Origin of the sequence: Demequina sp., from assembly GCF_049841215.1 — a bacterium.
GTDB lineage: Bacteria > Actinomycetota > Actinomycetes > Actinomycetales > Demequinaceae > Demequina.
Map to the genome: position 1 here is coordinate 286,654 of NZ_JASGEO010000005.1, position 13,971 is coordinate 300,624.

The 13,971-nt window shown below is 66.0% G+C and carries 11 protein-coding genes and 1 pseudogene; 4 read left to right on the forward strand and 8 right to left on the reverse strand.

All coding sequences use genetic code 11. The annotated features are described in order from the left end of the window. The 3 genes and pseudogenes from QM618_RS02230 to QM618_RS02240 all read right to left on the reverse strand — a co-directional run bounded on the left by QM618_RS02230 (position 1) and on the right by QM618_RS02240 (position 2,685). A complete protein-coding gene (locus QM618_RS02230; protein ID WP_428094352.1) occupies positions 1–303 on the reverse strand; it encodes a YciI family protein in 303 nt (100 codons plus the stop codon). Further along, positions 303–1,499: pseudogene (locus tag QM618_RS02235) on the reverse strand (RNA polymerase sigma factor); the annotation flags it as partial. The gene QM618_RS02230 and the pseudogene QM618_RS02235, both read right to left, overlap by 1 nt. 190 nt (positions 1,500–1,689) lie before the next feature. Continuing rightward, the gene (locus tag QM618_RS02240) at positions 1,690–2,685 is read right to left on the reverse strand and encodes a DUF4192 family protein (protein WP_428094357.1); all 996 of its coding nucleotides are present in this window, start codon (positions 2,683–2,685) and stop codon (positions 1,690–1,692) included. 107 nt (positions 2,686–2,792) lie between these two features. Between QM618_RS02240 and QM618_RS02245 the strand changes: the two genes are divergently transcribed. After that, positions 2,793–3,860 carry a polyprenyl synthetase family protein gene (locus tag QM618_RS02245; RefSeq protein WP_428094360.1) on the forward strand — a complete coding sequence of 356 codons (1,068 nt, stop codon included), beginning with the start codon at positions 2,793–2,795 and terminating at the stop codon, positions 3,858–3,860. On the opposite strand, the gene QM618_RS02250 is transcribed toward QM618_RS02245, so the two are convergent. Next, positions 3,857–4,204 carry an Rv2175c family DNA-binding protein gene (locus QM618_RS02250; protein WP_428094363.1) on the reverse strand — a complete coding sequence of 116 codons (348 nt, stop codon included), beginning with the start codon at positions 4,202–4,204 and terminating at the stop codon, positions 3,857–3,859. The genes QM618_RS02245 and QM618_RS02250 overlap by 4 nt on opposite strands. Before the next feature lie 101 nt (positions 4,205–4,305). On the opposite strand from QM618_RS02250, the gene QM618_RS02255 reads away from it, so the two are divergent. Further along, positions 4,306–5,643, forward strand: a complete 1,338-nt coding sequence (locus tag QM618_RS02255) for a LysM peptidoglycan-binding domain-containing protein (protein ID WP_428094367.1) — start codon at positions 4,306–4,308, stop codon at positions 5,641–5,643. A gap of 61 nt (positions 5,644–5,704) precedes the next feature. Next, entirely contained in the window at positions 5,705–7,660 is a 1,956-nt protein-coding gene (pknB, locus tag QM618_RS02260; RefSeq protein WP_428094370.1) for a Stk1 family PASTA domain-containing Ser/Thr kinase, read from the forward strand. A 68-nt stretch (positions 7,661–7,728) separates the two neighbouring features. Here the strand turns inward: pknB and QM618_RS02265 are convergent, their stop codons facing one another. From QM618_RS02265 to QM618_RS02280, 4 genes are all read right to left on the reverse strand, one after another. After that, positions 7,729–9,102, reverse strand: coding sequence for a class II 3-deoxy-7-phosphoheptulonate synthase (locus QM618_RS02265; RefSeq protein ID WP_428094373.1), 1,374 nt, complete (start codon positions 9,100–9,102; stop codon positions 7,729–7,731). Beyond that, the gene (locus QM618_RS02270) at positions 9,099–10,301 is read right to left on the reverse strand and encodes a pyrophosphate--fructose-6-phosphate 1-phosphotransferase (protein WP_428094376.1); all 1,203 of its coding nucleotides are present in this window, start codon (positions 10,299–10,301) and stop codon (positions 9,099–9,101) included. The genes QM618_RS02265 and QM618_RS02270 overlap by 4 nt, the downstream gene beginning before the upstream one ends. A 75-nt stretch (positions 10,302–10,376) precedes the next feature. After that, the gene (locus QM618_RS02275; protein WP_428094379.1) at positions 10,377–11,090 is read right to left on the reverse strand and encodes a lysophospholipid acyltransferase family protein; all 714 of its coding nucleotides are present in this window, start codon (positions 11,088–11,090) and stop codon (positions 10,377–10,379) included. Continuing rightward, a complete protein-coding gene (locus QM618_RS02280) occupies positions 11,090–12,043 on the reverse strand; it encodes an ROK family glucokinase (RefSeq protein ID WP_428094382.1) in 954 nt (317 codons plus the stop codon). Before QM618_RS02280 ends, QM618_RS02275 begins: the two co-directional genes overlap by 1 nt. A gap of 83 nt (positions 12,044–12,126) precedes the next feature. Between QM618_RS02280 and QM618_RS02285 the strand changes: the two genes are divergently transcribed. Next, on the forward strand, positions 12,127–13,956 hold the full coding sequence (locus QM618_RS02285) for an AMP-dependent synthetase/ligase (protein WP_428094386.1): 1,830 nt from the start codon (positions 12,127–12,129) through the stop codon (positions 13,954–13,956). Positions 13,957–13,971: the final 15 nt, after the last annotated feature.

The following is a 13,971-nucleotide window of genomic DNA, read 5'->3' on the forward strand; positions in this document are numbered from 1 at the left end:
CTAGGGACGCACCGGGTTCGCCGCGAGGTCACCGACGACGGTGTTCCACGGCACCACGTCATACGACGTCACGAGACCGGCGGTCATGTAGGGGTCGCCCGTTACAAACTCGTGGATCTCGCTGGGGTCATCGACCGACCACACGATGATGCCCTCGTTGCCGGCCTCCCCGGCCGCACCCGCGAGTACAACTCGCCCAGCGTCGGCCTGTTGCCAGAAGCGTGACAGGTGCTCGTCACGGAAGGGGCCGCGACGCTCGCCAATGTCGACGACGTATTGGTACCTCAGGAGGTAATGCGGCATCAGTCGAGGTAGTCGCGCAGAACCTGCGAACGCGAGGGGTGGCGCAGCTTCGACATCGTCTTGGACTCGATCTGGCGGATGCGCTCTCGCGTCACGCCGAAGACCCGGCCAATCTCGTCGAGGGTCTTGGGCTGACCGTCGGTCAGGCCGAAGCGCATGCCGACGACGCCCGCCTCGCGGTCGCTCAGGGTGTCCATGACCTTGCTGAGCTCCTCCTGGAGCAGCGTGAAGCCAACGGCGTCCGCGGGCACAACCGCCTCGGAGTCCTCGATGAGGTCACCGAACTCGCTGTCGCCGTCCTCGCCGAGCGGGGTGTGCAGCGAGATGGGCTCACGGCCGTACTTCTGCACCTCGACGACCTTCTCAGGCGTCATGTCGAGTTCGGCGGCGAGCTCCTCAGGGGTGGGCTCGCGGCCAAGGTCCTGAAGCATCTGGCGCTGGACGCGCGCAAGCTTGTTGATGACCTCGACCATGTGCACGGGGATGCGGATGGTGCGGGCCTGGTCCGCCATCGCGCGCGTAATCGCCTGGCGGATCCACCACGTGGCGTACGTGGAGAACTTGTAGCCCTTGGTGTAGTCGAACTTCTCGACCGCGCGGATCAGACCAAGGTTTCCCTCTTGGATGAGGTCGAGGAACAGCATGCCGCGGCCCGTGTAGCGCTTGGCGAGCGACACCACGAGGCGCAGGTTCGCCTCGAGAAGGTGGTTCTTGGCGTGGCGACCGTCGTTTGCGATCCACTCGAGCTCACGGCGCAGCTTGGGGGCAATCTTCTCGCCGGACGCGAGCTTCTCTTCCGCGAACAGGCCGGCCTCGATGCGCTTGGCCAGGTCAACCTCTTGCTCCGCGTTGAGGAGCGCGACCTTACCGATCTGCTTGAGGTAGTCCTTGACGGGGTCTGCGGTGGCTCCGGCGGTCATGACCTGCTGGGTGGGTGCGTCGTCGTCTGCGGTGCTCACGACGAAGCCGGCGGCGTCCTCCTCGGACTCCTCCTCGGACTCCTCCGCGGACTCGTCTTCCTCGTCGTCGCCATCCGCGGTGCCCTCGGAAGCGACCACCTCGTCGGTGGGGTCAGCGTCCGAGGCGTCGGCGTCGTCGACGTCGACCTCCTCCAGTTCCGCCTCGTCAACGCCGGGGGCGTCGAGCTCGGCGTCGTCGGACTTGGCCTTGCGAGAGGTGGCAGTTGCCTTTGCGGGGGTCGTGGCAGGCTCCTCGAACTTGGGACAGCCTCGCTCCTGGCACGCCAGGACGACGCTATGACTGGGATTGTTATGGCGCTGCGGACTTGGGAACGAGGCCTGGGGCCGCGCGCAAATCCATTAAATTGTAACGCCACTGTCAAGCGAATCGTTCCCGCGCCGCGCCCCTTTTCCGCGCTCGGTGGGCCTATTGGGCGGTTTGTCCGGCCTTCACGGCCCACCCCGGCGCGATCCCCCTGTCGGCGGCGATCGCAACGAGTTCGGCGAGCCGATACGAGTGGTCGTCCGTCAGCGCAAGGGAACAACGCTCCGCGGCGGCTTCAAGGTTCCCCTCCCACCACTCGAGCACGGCGCCAAGCGTTTGCGTCGCAGCGCGCCTGCGCCGTCCCCTCGCGGCCCTGGCGACGCGCTCCACAACGGCTCGCGCGCGTTCGAGAGACAAGAGGTCGGGGGCCGTGGTGCCGACGAGAGCCCTGTCGAGGGCATACGCCACCGCGCCGGATTCCATGCCCACGAGGGCGTCCTCGGTGGCGTCGCGATCGGCGCCCAGAATGGTGAGCACCACCCAGTCGCGTACGCACAGGTCATCGAGTGACGCCGCAAGCTGGCGAGCAGTGGTGGCGTCCGCCACCGCGCCCTCCGCGAGCGCCTGCTCCCATGCGGACGCCGCAAGCGCGCGGCCCTCCCAGCGCCGCACGTGGTGCTCCATTGCCCGCGCGTAGGCCTCTTCCTCGCGCTCCGCGTGGCGACGCGCGGCCGTAATCACGTCCACCAACTCATCCCGCAACGGCGGCAGGGGACGCGGGCAGCAGCCCTCCTCGTCACAGCCTGGGCGGAACCATTCGCCGTCCTGGAACGCGAGCGCCTCAACCTGGGGAATCAAGAACTCCACCTCGAGGCGCAGGGCTTCGAGCGCCTCGCAGTGCTCGCGAACGTCCCGCTCTGTGTAGGAAACGAGAAGAGCTCGTTGGCCCCGCTGCGCGGCGAGCTCCTCAGCGACGGCAGCCGCGGTGACGCTCGCGGACTCTTCTGCAAGGAGCACCTCGCGGGGAATCTCGAGAACGCACGTAGGCAGGTTCAGATCATTGATGCTCACGGCCACGACCGATTCGTGTGGCACATGACCGATGGCGGTTGGCAGTGCGGCGATCAGCTCGCCGAGGCTTACTTTGATGGTCTCCATGCGCACACCTTGTCGCGATCAGTTCTTCCACGTCGGTGCCGTACCCCCAAACGGTGGATAACCCGCCTGTGTCCCTCACCTGGGGACGCGGCTCTAGGCTGGTGCGCGTGCCCCCAGCAGACTCCGCATTGCTCGCTGTTATCGAGGACGCGATAGGCGCCACCATTGCACAGACTCGCGCCACGGCGGCGCCCGCAGGCGATGTCGGCATGGAACTCGTCGACGCGGTGGAGGCAGCCGTCGCAGGGGGCAAGCGGCTTCGCGCGCTCGCCGTGATGTCCAGCTACGCCGCACACGGCGGTGACAGTCCTAAGGACATCGCCCCGGTGGCCGCCGCGCTCGAACTCTTTCAGGCCGCGGCGCTCGTGCACGACGACGTTCTGGACGACGCCCACACGCGGCGCGGCCGCCCCACCTCACACATCGCGTTCGCCAAAGCTCACGCCGCACGCGGCGACGAGGGCAATGCCGAGCGGTTTGGGCTCGCGGGAGCGGTGCTCACGGGCGACCTAAGCCTGATGGTCGCCATGCGAGCCATCGCCCAAGCTCAACTTGGGGAGCACGGCGCCGCCACCATGCGACTGTTCACCGAGATGACGGAACTCGTCACAGTGGGCCAGTACCTCGACATGCGCATCGCGGCGAGTCCGCTCACCGAGTTGCCGAATCAGTTGGACGCGATTCGCGCGACGATGCGCTCCAAGACCGCCTCCTATACTGCCGAGTTCCCCCTCGCACTTGGCGCGAGCGCCGCGCGCGGGGATGGCCCGCATGTGGACGCCGCTCGCGCCGCGGGCGTGCCAGCGGGAATCGCGTTCCAGCTTCGCGATGACCTGCTGGGGCTCACGGGGTCGCCAGCCGTCACGGGAAAGCCGGTGGGTGACGACATTCGCGAGGGAAAGCGCACGGTGCCGCTGTGGCACGCGTGGACAAGAACGGATGCCACTGGCCGTGCCGTGATCGAGACCGCGCTAGGCGAGCCGAGCGCTACTGAGCAGCAGGTGCAGGCCGCGATCGACGTGATCACAGACACCGGCGCGATCGATGCGGTCGAGCACGAAATCGCCGAGCTCATGAGCCACGTGGACGGCCTTGTGAGCCATCTCGACGTCTCGACTCAGGGCCGCGAGCAGCTCGCGGCTCTGTTGAGCGGTTGGGGAGCCCGCGCGTCCTAGAGAAGCGTCTGGGCAATGCGGCGCACGTGGGCGCGCTGTCCTGACCGCAGCGCGGCGAGCGGACTCATCCCCAACTCCTCATCGTCAGTGAGCAGCCATTCAAGCGTCGCGTCGTCGCTCAAGTGGGCGTCGCCCAGCAGCGTCAACGTTCCCTTGAGGGTGGGGATGATCGACGGCACACCGTCCACCTCCATGATGAACTCGGCGGGCAACTGCACGGTGTTCCGCTCTCCCCTGCGGACAGACACGAGGGCGCCCTCACGAAGAAGTTCGCGCACCTGAGACGCGGTGACTCCGAGCCGATCGGCGAAGTCTGGAACGGAGATCCACTCGACGTCTGACATGCCCCAAGACTATCGAGGGTTGCCGTGTGAGCCGCGCCGGGTTATTGTCACATGAGTCACTTGAGTCACATCTGTCACATCTACCCCAGCAGGAGGCGACCGTGGCCCCCCTCACCCCCGCAGCAGGCGCCCGCACCGGTGCCATCAGTGTCACCGCAGTACTAACCGCGACTGGACTGCTTGCAGCTCCCGCGGAAGCGAGCACGCATCAGAGCGCATCGCGCGCATCGGAGGGCTCCCACATGACCACAGACGTGCGCATCAACCCTGCCTCCATTGAGCGAGCGCTCGCCCCAGCGGCGGCGCCCATCGTGATCGCCTCCGTCGCACCCGCGGCGGCCCCAGCGGCCTTGCCCGCGGCGGCAACGCGAACCACCCACACGGTCAAGCGCGGCGACACGGTGTGGGACATCGCGCGCCACTACGGCTCCACCGTCACGGCGATAATCGACGCGAACGACCTTGACCGCAACGCCACCATTCGGGTGGGCGAGAAGCTCGTCATTCCGGGTGCAGCCAAGGCGGCAAAGGCCACAAAGCAGGGATCTACCAGCAAGAAGACCACCAGGGTCACCGGCACCCACACCGTCCGCTCTGGGGACACCGTGTGGGACATCGCGCAGCGCTACGACAGCACAGTGAGCGCCATCGTGTCGGCAAACAAGCTCGGCTCCAACGCGGTCATCCACGTGGGAGATCGCCTCACCATCCCCGGCGCCAAGGCGGGCACCACCACCACCAAGGCGACCACAGCGTCGGGCACCACCAAGTCGTCAACAAAGTCGTCGAGCGCGTCCTCGCGCTACACCGTTAAGTCCGGCGACACCCTGAGCGCGATCGCGCGCAAGTTCTCCACGACTGTCGCCAAGCTCGTCTCGACCAACGGCATCGACAACCCCTCGCGCATTCGCGTGGGCCAGGTGCTCACCATCCCTGGCGGCGTGCCAACGGGCCTCGTTGGCGACACGTTCGCCGGCCGCACCTACTCCTCCGACATCGTGAGCGCGGCGAACGTCAACAAGCACACGCTCAACAACATGTCCGTGCCGAGCCGCGCCCAGATGCGCGCGCTCGTGGAGAAGACTGCCAAAAAGTACGGCGTCAACGTTTCCCTCGCGCTGGCCGTGGCGTATCAAGAGTCCGGCTTCAACCAGCGCGCCGTCTCCCCCGCGAACGCGGTGGGCACGATGCAGGTGATCCCCTCGACCGGCGAGTGGGTATCCACCATGGTTGGCCGGGAGCTCAACCTGCTCGATCCCCACGACAATGTGACGGCCGGAGTGGTGCTCTTGCGCTATCTCACGCGCAACGCGGACAGCCTCGACCAGGCGATCGCCGGGTACTACCAAGGCCTCGGCGGGGTGCGGAAATACGGCATGAACAAGGACACCAAGCAGTACGTGAAGTCCGTTCGCGCACTCATGAAGAAGTTCGACTGACCTTCCGGCTCGCCCCAGCGCCCTCCTCAGCCCACCCACAGCCCCTGCCTAGAATGAACCCGTGTCTGAGACGTTAACCGACCCCTTACTGGGCCGCGTCGTCGACGGGCGGTATGAAATCCGTGAACACGTCGCGACGGGCGGGATGGCGTCTGTCTATGTGGCCTTCGACAAGCGCCTTGAGCGCGAAGTGGCGCTCAAAGCAATGCACCAGCCGCTCGTCGATGACGCCGCGTCCCGCGAGTTTGTGGCGCGATTCCGACGCGAAGCCAAGTCCTCCGCCCGGCTCACCCACCCAGGAATCGTGCACGTCTACGACCAAGGCATCGACGGCGACCTCTCCTACCTGACCATGGAATACGTGCGCGGCGAAAACCTCCGCTCTCGCATTGCCCACGAGGGCACCCTCACCATCGGCGAGGCGCTCGCGCTCTCCGACGCGATCCTTGACGCCCTTGCGACCGCGCACCGGCTGGGCCTCGTCCACCGCGATGTGAAACCGGAAAACGTCCTCATAGACACCGACGGCCGCGCGCGGATCACCGACTTTGGACTCGCCCGCGCGGTGACCGATGTAGGCAGCAATCCCGACACCGTCATCATGGGCAGCCCCGGCTACCTAGCCCCCGAGCTTCTCGCGCGCGGCGAAGCCGCCCCCACCATGGACGTCTACGCGGTGGGCGTCATGCTCTTCGAAATGGTCACGGGCCGCCACCCCTTCACGGGCGAGTCCGCCGTCGCGATAGCCGCGCGCCACGTCCACGAAGACATCCCAGCCCCCTCCACGTTCGCCCCGTGGCTGCCAACCGAGTTCGACGACCTCGTAGCCGCGCTCGCGTCGAGGGACGCCGCAGATCGCCCGGCAGATGCCGCGGGTGCTCTCGTCCTTGTGCGCTCTACCAGGGCCCTTATGGACGATCCCACGCTTGACCGGCGTGCGGACCCGCCAAGTGGTGCGCTCGCCATCACCCACGATCCAGACGCCACCACGGTGCTCGATACCCCTGCCGCCGGAGCCACCGTGGCCCTGCCGGTCGGCATCGGCCGGCCCTTCGCGGCCGTTGGCACCGAGCTTGAGGCGATCGACGACGATCCCGACGCGATGCAACCAAGCAAGCCACAGCGTCGGGCCGGCTGGTGGGTGGGCGCAATCCTTGCCGCGATCGTGCTCCTCGGCGCGGTTGGCCTGTGGTGGTACAACGCGGTGGGACCCGGCGCGTACACCACGATTCCGGCCATCGCCGGCGAGAGCGCGGAGGATGCCAACCGCACGCTCGTTGCCGCGGGCTTCATCGTGCACAGCGAGGAACGCAACGACGACGAGGTCCCCGAGGGATTCGCTGTCGGCACCGATCCCGAGGCGCAACAGCAAGTGCAGCGCGGCTCGGAGGTGACGCTCATCGTGTCGCTCGGGCCCAAGATGACCAAGGTGCCCTCTGTTGTCGGATACCAAGAGGAAAAGGCGGAAGCCACACTCACCGATGACGGCTTCACCGTTGGCGAGCCCACGCTCAAACACAGCGACACCGTCCCCAAGGGCGAGGTCATGGGGTCCACCCCCAAGGCGGGTGAGACCGTGCGCCACGACAGTGTGGTGAAGCTCGAGGTCTCCGATGGTCCCGCACCTGTCACCATCCCCAAGGTCACCGGCATGGGCCTCGACGAGGCGCAGACCACTCTCGAGGACGCAGGTCTCAAGGTCACCGTGGAACACGGCCGCACTGAGAAGGTCGAGGCGGGCGAGATCTACAAGCAAGACCCCAAAGCCAAGGCCGAGGGGCATCGCACCGACACCGTCACCATTTGGGTCTCTGACGGCCCGCCGCTCGTGACCGTGAACGACTACGTTGGCATGGACTACGAAGACGGTGTGGCCGCCGCGAAGGCCGACGGCTTCGACGTCTCCACCACGGGCCGCTGGGGCTTCCTCAGCGACAAGAACTCGATCGTGGACCAGAGCCTCTCCCCCGGCCAGGAAGTTGAGAAGGGCACCACCCTCGTGCTCGTGTACAACTAACCGCACCTGCCCGACGCTGGTGTTGGCTAGTCGCACGTGTTGGCTCGGTGCAGCGGCCGGGTTCTGCGCTAGATCGCCTCGAGCCGAGGGGCACGCTTGGCGAGCAGTTCACTCACGAGGAATGCGAGTTCGAGCGACTGCTGGTGGTTGAGCCGCGGGTCCACCTTGGTCTCGTAGCGCAGCGCGAGGCTCGCCTCGTCGATCTCCTCAGTTCCACCGAGGATCTCTGTGACGTCGTCGCCCGTGAGCTCCACGAGCAAACCACCAGGCACGGTGCCCAATTGCTCGTGAACCTCAAAGAAGCCCGTGACCTCGTCAAGGATCGTGTCGAAGCGACGCGTCTTGAAGCCGGACTCCGAGGTGAAGGTGTTCCCGTGCATGGGATCGCTGAGCCACGTGACGTTGATCCCTGCGTCACGAACTGCCTCGACGAGCTGCGGCATGTTCTGCCGCACCTTGTCCGCGCCCATGCGCACGATGTACGTCAGACGCCCCTCAATGTTGTCCGGGTTGAGCTTCTGGGCGAGCGCGATCGCCTCGGCTCCCGTGGCGGTAGGCCCAAGCTTCACCCCGATGGGATTGTGAATCTTGGACATGAACTCCACGTGTGCGCCGTCGAGGTCGCGAGTGCGTTCGCCGATCCACACGAAGTGCGCTGACGTGTCGTACGGCAGGTCAGAACGCGAGTCGATGCGCGTGAGCGCGCGCTCGTAGTCGAGCAGCAGCGCCTCGTGACTCGCGAACAGGTCAACGGTCTTGAGCGCGTCAAAGTCGCCGCCCGCGGCGCCCATAAAGCGCACCGCGCGGTCGATCTCGGCCGCCATCTGCTCGTACCGCGCGTAGGCGGGGTTGGCCGCGAATCCTTTGTTCCACGCGTGCACGCGGCGAAGGTCCGCGAAGCCGCCGTGTGTGAAGGCGCGCACCAGGTTGAGCGTGGACGCGGACACGTTGTAGGCGTCAAGCATGCGCTCGGGGTTGGGGATGCGTGCCGCCTCCGTGAACGCCGACGAGTTGACGATGTCTCCACGGTACGCGGGCAGCGTGACGCCGTCGCGAGTCTCCATGTCGGCGGAGCGCGGCTTGGCGTACTGGCCCGCGATGCGGCCAATCTTCACCACGGGCGTGGAGGCGCCGTAGGTGAGGATCACGGCCATCTGCAGGATGGTCTTGATCTTGTTGCGAATGCGATCCGCGGTGGCCTCCGCGAAGATCTCCGCGCAGTCCCCTCCCTGCAGCACAAAGGCCTCGCCACGGCCCGCAGCGGCAAGGTAGTCGCGCAGAACGTCCGCCTCACCAGCAAATACCAAAGGTGGGACGCGCTCAAGGTGAGCCGTCACGCGCGCCAAAGCCGTAGCGTCGGGCCATACTGGCTGTTGCTTCGCCTCGCAATCGCGGTAGGAGTCAACCCCAGCGGCAGCGAGCTTCTCCCCCGTGTCGCTCATGAGGTCTGGCCAATATCCGCGAGCAACTCGGTGTACCAGTCCTGCGAGACGTCGAACGCCTTGTGGCCCGCGATGCGCGGGAACTCGATCGCCTTGAGGCGGTCGCCGTCCTCCTCATCGTGACCGATGACGCCGGACTCGCCGCGCAGGGCGCACTCCACCGCGTAGTCCGTCATCGACTTAATGAGCCGCAGGTCCTCGGTGTTGGCCTTCGCCGAACGCGAGAAGTAGCCGGACTTCTGCACCATGACCTTCTCCGCTCCGAGGCGCTCGGCGAACTGCTTGGCGAACCACGCACCGGGGTTGATCGTGTCGAGGCGAACGTGGCCGAACGCGTCGCGAGCGACCTCGCCGCCCGCCTCTTCAATCTCCGCAATGATCTCGGGCACGCCAGCGCCCTCGGACAGGAAGATGTTGACGTTGCCCACCTCGTCCATGACGGCCTTGAGACGGTCTGCCTCGGCGTCAAGGTCGATGGGAGCCTCAGGAACGTACACGGCGTGAATGTCCCAGCGCTCTTCGCTCAGGCCAACCTCCGGAAGCCACTCGCGGGTTGAGAGCCACTCGCGGTACTTGGCGGCAGACGCCGCGGTGAGCCAACCGCACGCGCGGCCCATGACCTCGTGCACGATGAGCATGCGCGGGCCAGAGCGGTGCTCGCCGATGACGTTCTGGGCGAAGATCGAGGCCTGCTCCGCGGCGCTCCACGCACCAAGCGACTGGCGGATGGGCACGATGTCGTTGTCGATGGTCTTGGGGAGGCCAACCACGGTGAGGCCGTAGTCGTTGCTTGCGAGGTACGCGGCAAGGTCGGCGGCGGTGGTGTTGGTGTCATCGCCACCGATGGTGTGGAGCACGTCCACACCGTCCTTGACCAGCTGCTCGGCGGCAACGTGCAAGGGGTCCTGACCCTCCTGCACAAGGCCGCGCTTGACGCAGTCGGCGACGTTCGTCAGCTTCACGCGCGAGTTGCCGATGGGCGAGCCGCCAAAGTCATGCAGCAGCGCGGCGTTCTTGCGAACCACGTCGCTGATCACGATGCTCTCGCCCTTGAGGAGACCCCAGTACCCGTGCTGGTACGCGATAATCTCCACCTCGGGAGAGATCTCGGTGTAGCGCTCGATCAGCCCGCCAACGGCGGACGAAAGGCAGGGGGCAAAGCCACCGGCGGTGAGCAGGGCAACACGGCGAACCGACATGACGGGCCTTTCAGTTGGGAAGAATCCCGCCCATTCTATGGGCGGCTGACGTGCACGACTATTAGGGCGAGGGTCCTACTCGGTGCCCTCTTCTTGGGCCTTCTGCGCCTTCTCGAGTCCACGCTTGACGATCGCGGCGTCCTTGTCCACGTACTCCTGGCCGGAGAGTTCCTGAATCGCCTTCATGATCCGGTCCGTTGCGGCGCGCAGCGCCTCGCGGTCGTCGTGGCGCCCCGCGAACTCTGCCAGGTCAACAGCCGGACCGATGCGAGCGCCCACCTTGAACGCCCTATTGGGCACGCGCTGGCCGATGGGCTGCGCCTTGTCCGTGCCGATCATTGCCACGGGAATCACGGGCACTCCTGCCTCGAGCGCCATGCGCGCGGCGCCGGTCTTGCCGCGATACAACTTGCCGTCTGGGCTGCGGGTTCCCTCTGGATAGATGCCGAGCAGGTCACCGCCCTTGACCACCTCAATGCCCGTACGGATCGCGTCCTCAGAGCCGCGCCCTCCGCCGCGCTTGACCGGGATAGTGCCGACGCCCTCCATGAAGGCCTTCGTTGCCCACCCCTTCACGCCCTTGCCCGTGAAGTACTCCTCTTTGCCAAGGAAGACGAGCTTGCGCTTGATGACGAGCGGCAAGAACACGGAATCCGAGAACGACAAGTGATTGGACGCGAGCAAAGCGCCTCCCGTTTCGGGGATGTTTTCCTCGCCCTCCACCCACGGGTCGTAGTACACCTTTAGGCCGGGACCAAGGAGTACGTACTTAAATGCGTGGTAGTACATCAAGACTCCAGTCGTGCGAGCGCCGCCGCTCCCACGATACCCGCGTCGTTGCCCATCGATGCCGCCACGATGGGCGCCGTGGTGCGGTGGCCCTTCGCGGACAAGTGGCTCGCGTACGCGTCACGCGCGGGATCGAGCAGCAGGTCTCCCGCGCCGATCACGCCTCCCCCAACCACGAACAGTTCGGGGTCCAGCACGGCGGCGAGCGACGCACAGCCCTCACCAATCCAGCGGCCAAGTTCGGCAAGTTGCCCGACGCTGAATTCGTCTCCCTCAAAGGCCAGTTTGGTGATTTCTGGGCCGGTAATGGCGGCAGGGTCTCCCCCGGCGGCCTCGATCAGCGCGGCTGCCCGCTTTGGGTGTTCCGCGGCCGCCCTTCGCGCCTCGCGGGTAAGGGCGGATCCGGACGCGTATTGCTCCCAGCACCCGCGCTGCCCACACCCGCACGGCTCCCCGTCAGGGACAACGCGCAAGTGGCCGAGTTCCGCGGCAAAGCCGTACGCTCCGCGCAGCATCACTCCATCCGCAACGATGGCCGCGCCCAAGCCGGTACCGATGGTCAGCATCGCCATGTTCTTGGCGCTCGCTCCAGAGCCGTACGCGTACTCGGCCCAGCCGGCCGCGTTGGCGTCGTTCTCGACCACCACGGCAACATCTAGCCGTCCGATCGCGGTGGCGACCTTCTGCGCGAGCGGGTACTCGCGCCACGCAATGTTGGGGGCGAAAAGCACGCGCTTGCGGTCCGAAGACACGAAGCCAGCGGCCGCGAGCCCCACCGCATGAAACTCGTGTTCCGAGGCCAACTCAGCCACAGCGTCGGCTATCGCAGCGTCGATGCTTGCGGGATCCGCAGGGTTGGTCTTGCGCTTGGTCTTGGCCAGGATCGTGCCGTGTTCGTCGACCACTCCAACGGCGATTTTCGTGCCGCCGATGTCCACTCCGACCGCGCGCATGTATTCCCACCTTCTTCGAGTTGTCGAACGCCATAAGAGGGTATCGTTTCCGTCACGTACGTACAGCCACTGGAGAGACAACGATGCCCACCCAGACTGAGGAATCCCCGCGCAACATCGTCGCGCTCGCACAGGGCGGCTGGGCCGCCCGCGGACCGGAGACGGTCTTCAGGTGGCACGACGATGACTTGCAGTGGCACGACGTCTCTGGCGACGAGGCCATGGACATGGTGCGGCGCGCGGCGCTTGGCCTCATTGCGCAAGGCGTCAAGGTTGGCGATCGCGTGGCGATCATGGCGAGGACTCGCTATGAGTGGACCATCATCGACTTGGCACTATGGTCCGTTGGCGCCATCCCCGTGCCGATCTATGACTCATCTTCCCAGGACCAGATCGACTGGATCACGTCGGACGCCGACGTCTCGCGGATCTTTGTCGAGACCGCCCACCACGCCGAATTGGCGCGAGCGGTCGCCACCCAGACGGAGTCTCCGCTTCAGCAGGTCTACGTCATCGACGAGGGCGCACTCGAGGACTTGTTCAAGGCGGGCGTTGGTGGTGACGTTGCCGAGGTTGAGCGCCGCACTGCGGCCGTTGGCCTCGATGACCTCGCCACCATCATCTACACGTCGGGAACCACGGGCAGGCCAAAGGGTGTGCGGCTCAACCATTTCCACTTTGTGCACCACACCAAGGGCATCCAAGAGGCGCTCCCCGAGGTGCTGTACCAAGAGGGCGCAAGCACCGTCCTGTTCATGACGCTCGCGCACGTGTTTGCGCGCCTCATTGAGATCGTGTTCATCGCCACCGGCGTGGTGGTGGGCTTCTGCCCCGACTCGTCGAAGCTGGTTCCGCTGCTCGGCCCGTTCAAGCCGACACTGTTGGTGGCCGTCCCGCGCGTGTTTGAGAAGGTCTATAACGGCGCCGAGCAGAAGGCTGCGGCCGGCGGAAAGGTGAAGATCTTCCGCTGGGCCGCGCAACAGTCGATCGACTACTCGATGGCGCTCGACACTCCCGGTGGTCCCGGAATGGGCCTCAAGTTGCGCCACGCGCTCGCCCACAAGTTGGTGCTGTCGAAGATCATGGACCTGCTTGGCGGCCAGGCGCGCTGGGCCGTTTCGGGTTCTGCGCCCCTTGGCGCGCGCCTTGGCCACTTCTATCGCGGGCTCGGCATCACGGTGCTCGAGGGCTACGGACTTACGGAGACCACCGCCGCTTCGCACGTCAACCGGCCCACGCTGTCCAAGATTGGCTCTGTAGGCCTGCCGTTGTCGGGCACCGAGGTCAAGATCGCCGACGACGGCGAAGTTCTCATGCGCGGTCCCATCGTCTTCGACGGCTACCACCACAACCCGGAGGCAACCGCCGCGGCGTTCGAAGACGGCTGGTTCAAGTCGGGCGACGTGGGCTACGAGGACGAGGACGGGTACCTGTTCCTCACGGGCCGCAAGAAGGAGATCATCGTCACCGCGGGAGGCAAGAACGTGGCGCCGGCCGTGCTCGAGGATCGACTTCGCGCCTATGCCCTTGTAAGCCAGGTGGTGGTCGTTGGAGACGCGCGCCCGTTCATCGGCGCCCTCATCACGCTAGACGAAGAGGCGCTGCCCGGCTGGCTCAAGAGCCACGGGCTGCCGGTACTGACGCTCGCAGAGGCCGTGAAGGATCCCACCATTCTTGGACACCTTGACAAGGCCGTGGAGCGAGCGAACAAAGCGGTGTCGCGCGCCGAGTCCATCCGCAAGTACGAACTGCTGACGGATGACTTCACGATCGCGAACGGCTACCTCACCCCCTCACTCAAGGTGAAGCGATCCCTGGTACTGCGCGACTACGCGAATGTCATCGAGGAGCTGTACACCGATAACCGCTCAGGCGCGGGCGGAACGGCTCCCGGCCACAACGTCGGCTCCTAGACCGCCTTTCGTTCT

What these genes read in the sequence shown, in the direction of transcription:
- QM618_RS02240 (WP_428094357.1), bottom strand. Translation starts at nt 2,685, where the DNA reads ATGGAGACCATCAAAGTAAGCCTCGGCGAGCTGATCGCCGCACTGCCA.
- QM618_RS02230 (WP_428094352.1), bottom strand. Translation starts at nt 303, where the DNA reads ATGCCGCATTACCTCCTGAGGTACCAATACGTCGTCGACATTGGCGAG.
- QM618_RS02250 (WP_428094363.1), bottom strand. Translation starts at nt 4,204, where the DNA reads ATGTCAGACGTCGAGTGGATCTCCGTTCCAGACTTCGCCGATCGGCTC.
- QM618_RS02275 (WP_428094379.1), bottom strand. Translation starts at nt 11,090, where the DNA reads ATGTACTACCACGCATTTAAGTACGTACTCCTTGGTCCCGGCCTAAAG.
- QM618_RS02285 (WP_428094386.1), top strand. Translation starts at nt 12,127, where the DNA reads ATGCCCACCCAGACTGAGGAATCCCCGCGCAACATCGTCGCGCTCGCA.
- QM618_RS02270 (WP_428094376.1), bottom strand. Translation starts at nt 10,301, where the DNA reads ATGTCGGTTCGCCGTGTTGCCCTGCTCACCGCCGGTGGCTTTGCCCCC.
- QM618_RS02280 (WP_428094382.1), bottom strand. Translation starts at nt 12,043, where the DNA reads ATGCGCGCGGTCGGAGTGGACATCGGCGGCACGAAAATCGCCGTTGGA.
- QM618_RS02265 (WP_428094373.1), bottom strand. Translation starts at nt 9,102, where the DNA reads ATGAGCGACACGGGGGAGAAGCTCGCTGCCGCTGGGGTTGACTCCTAC.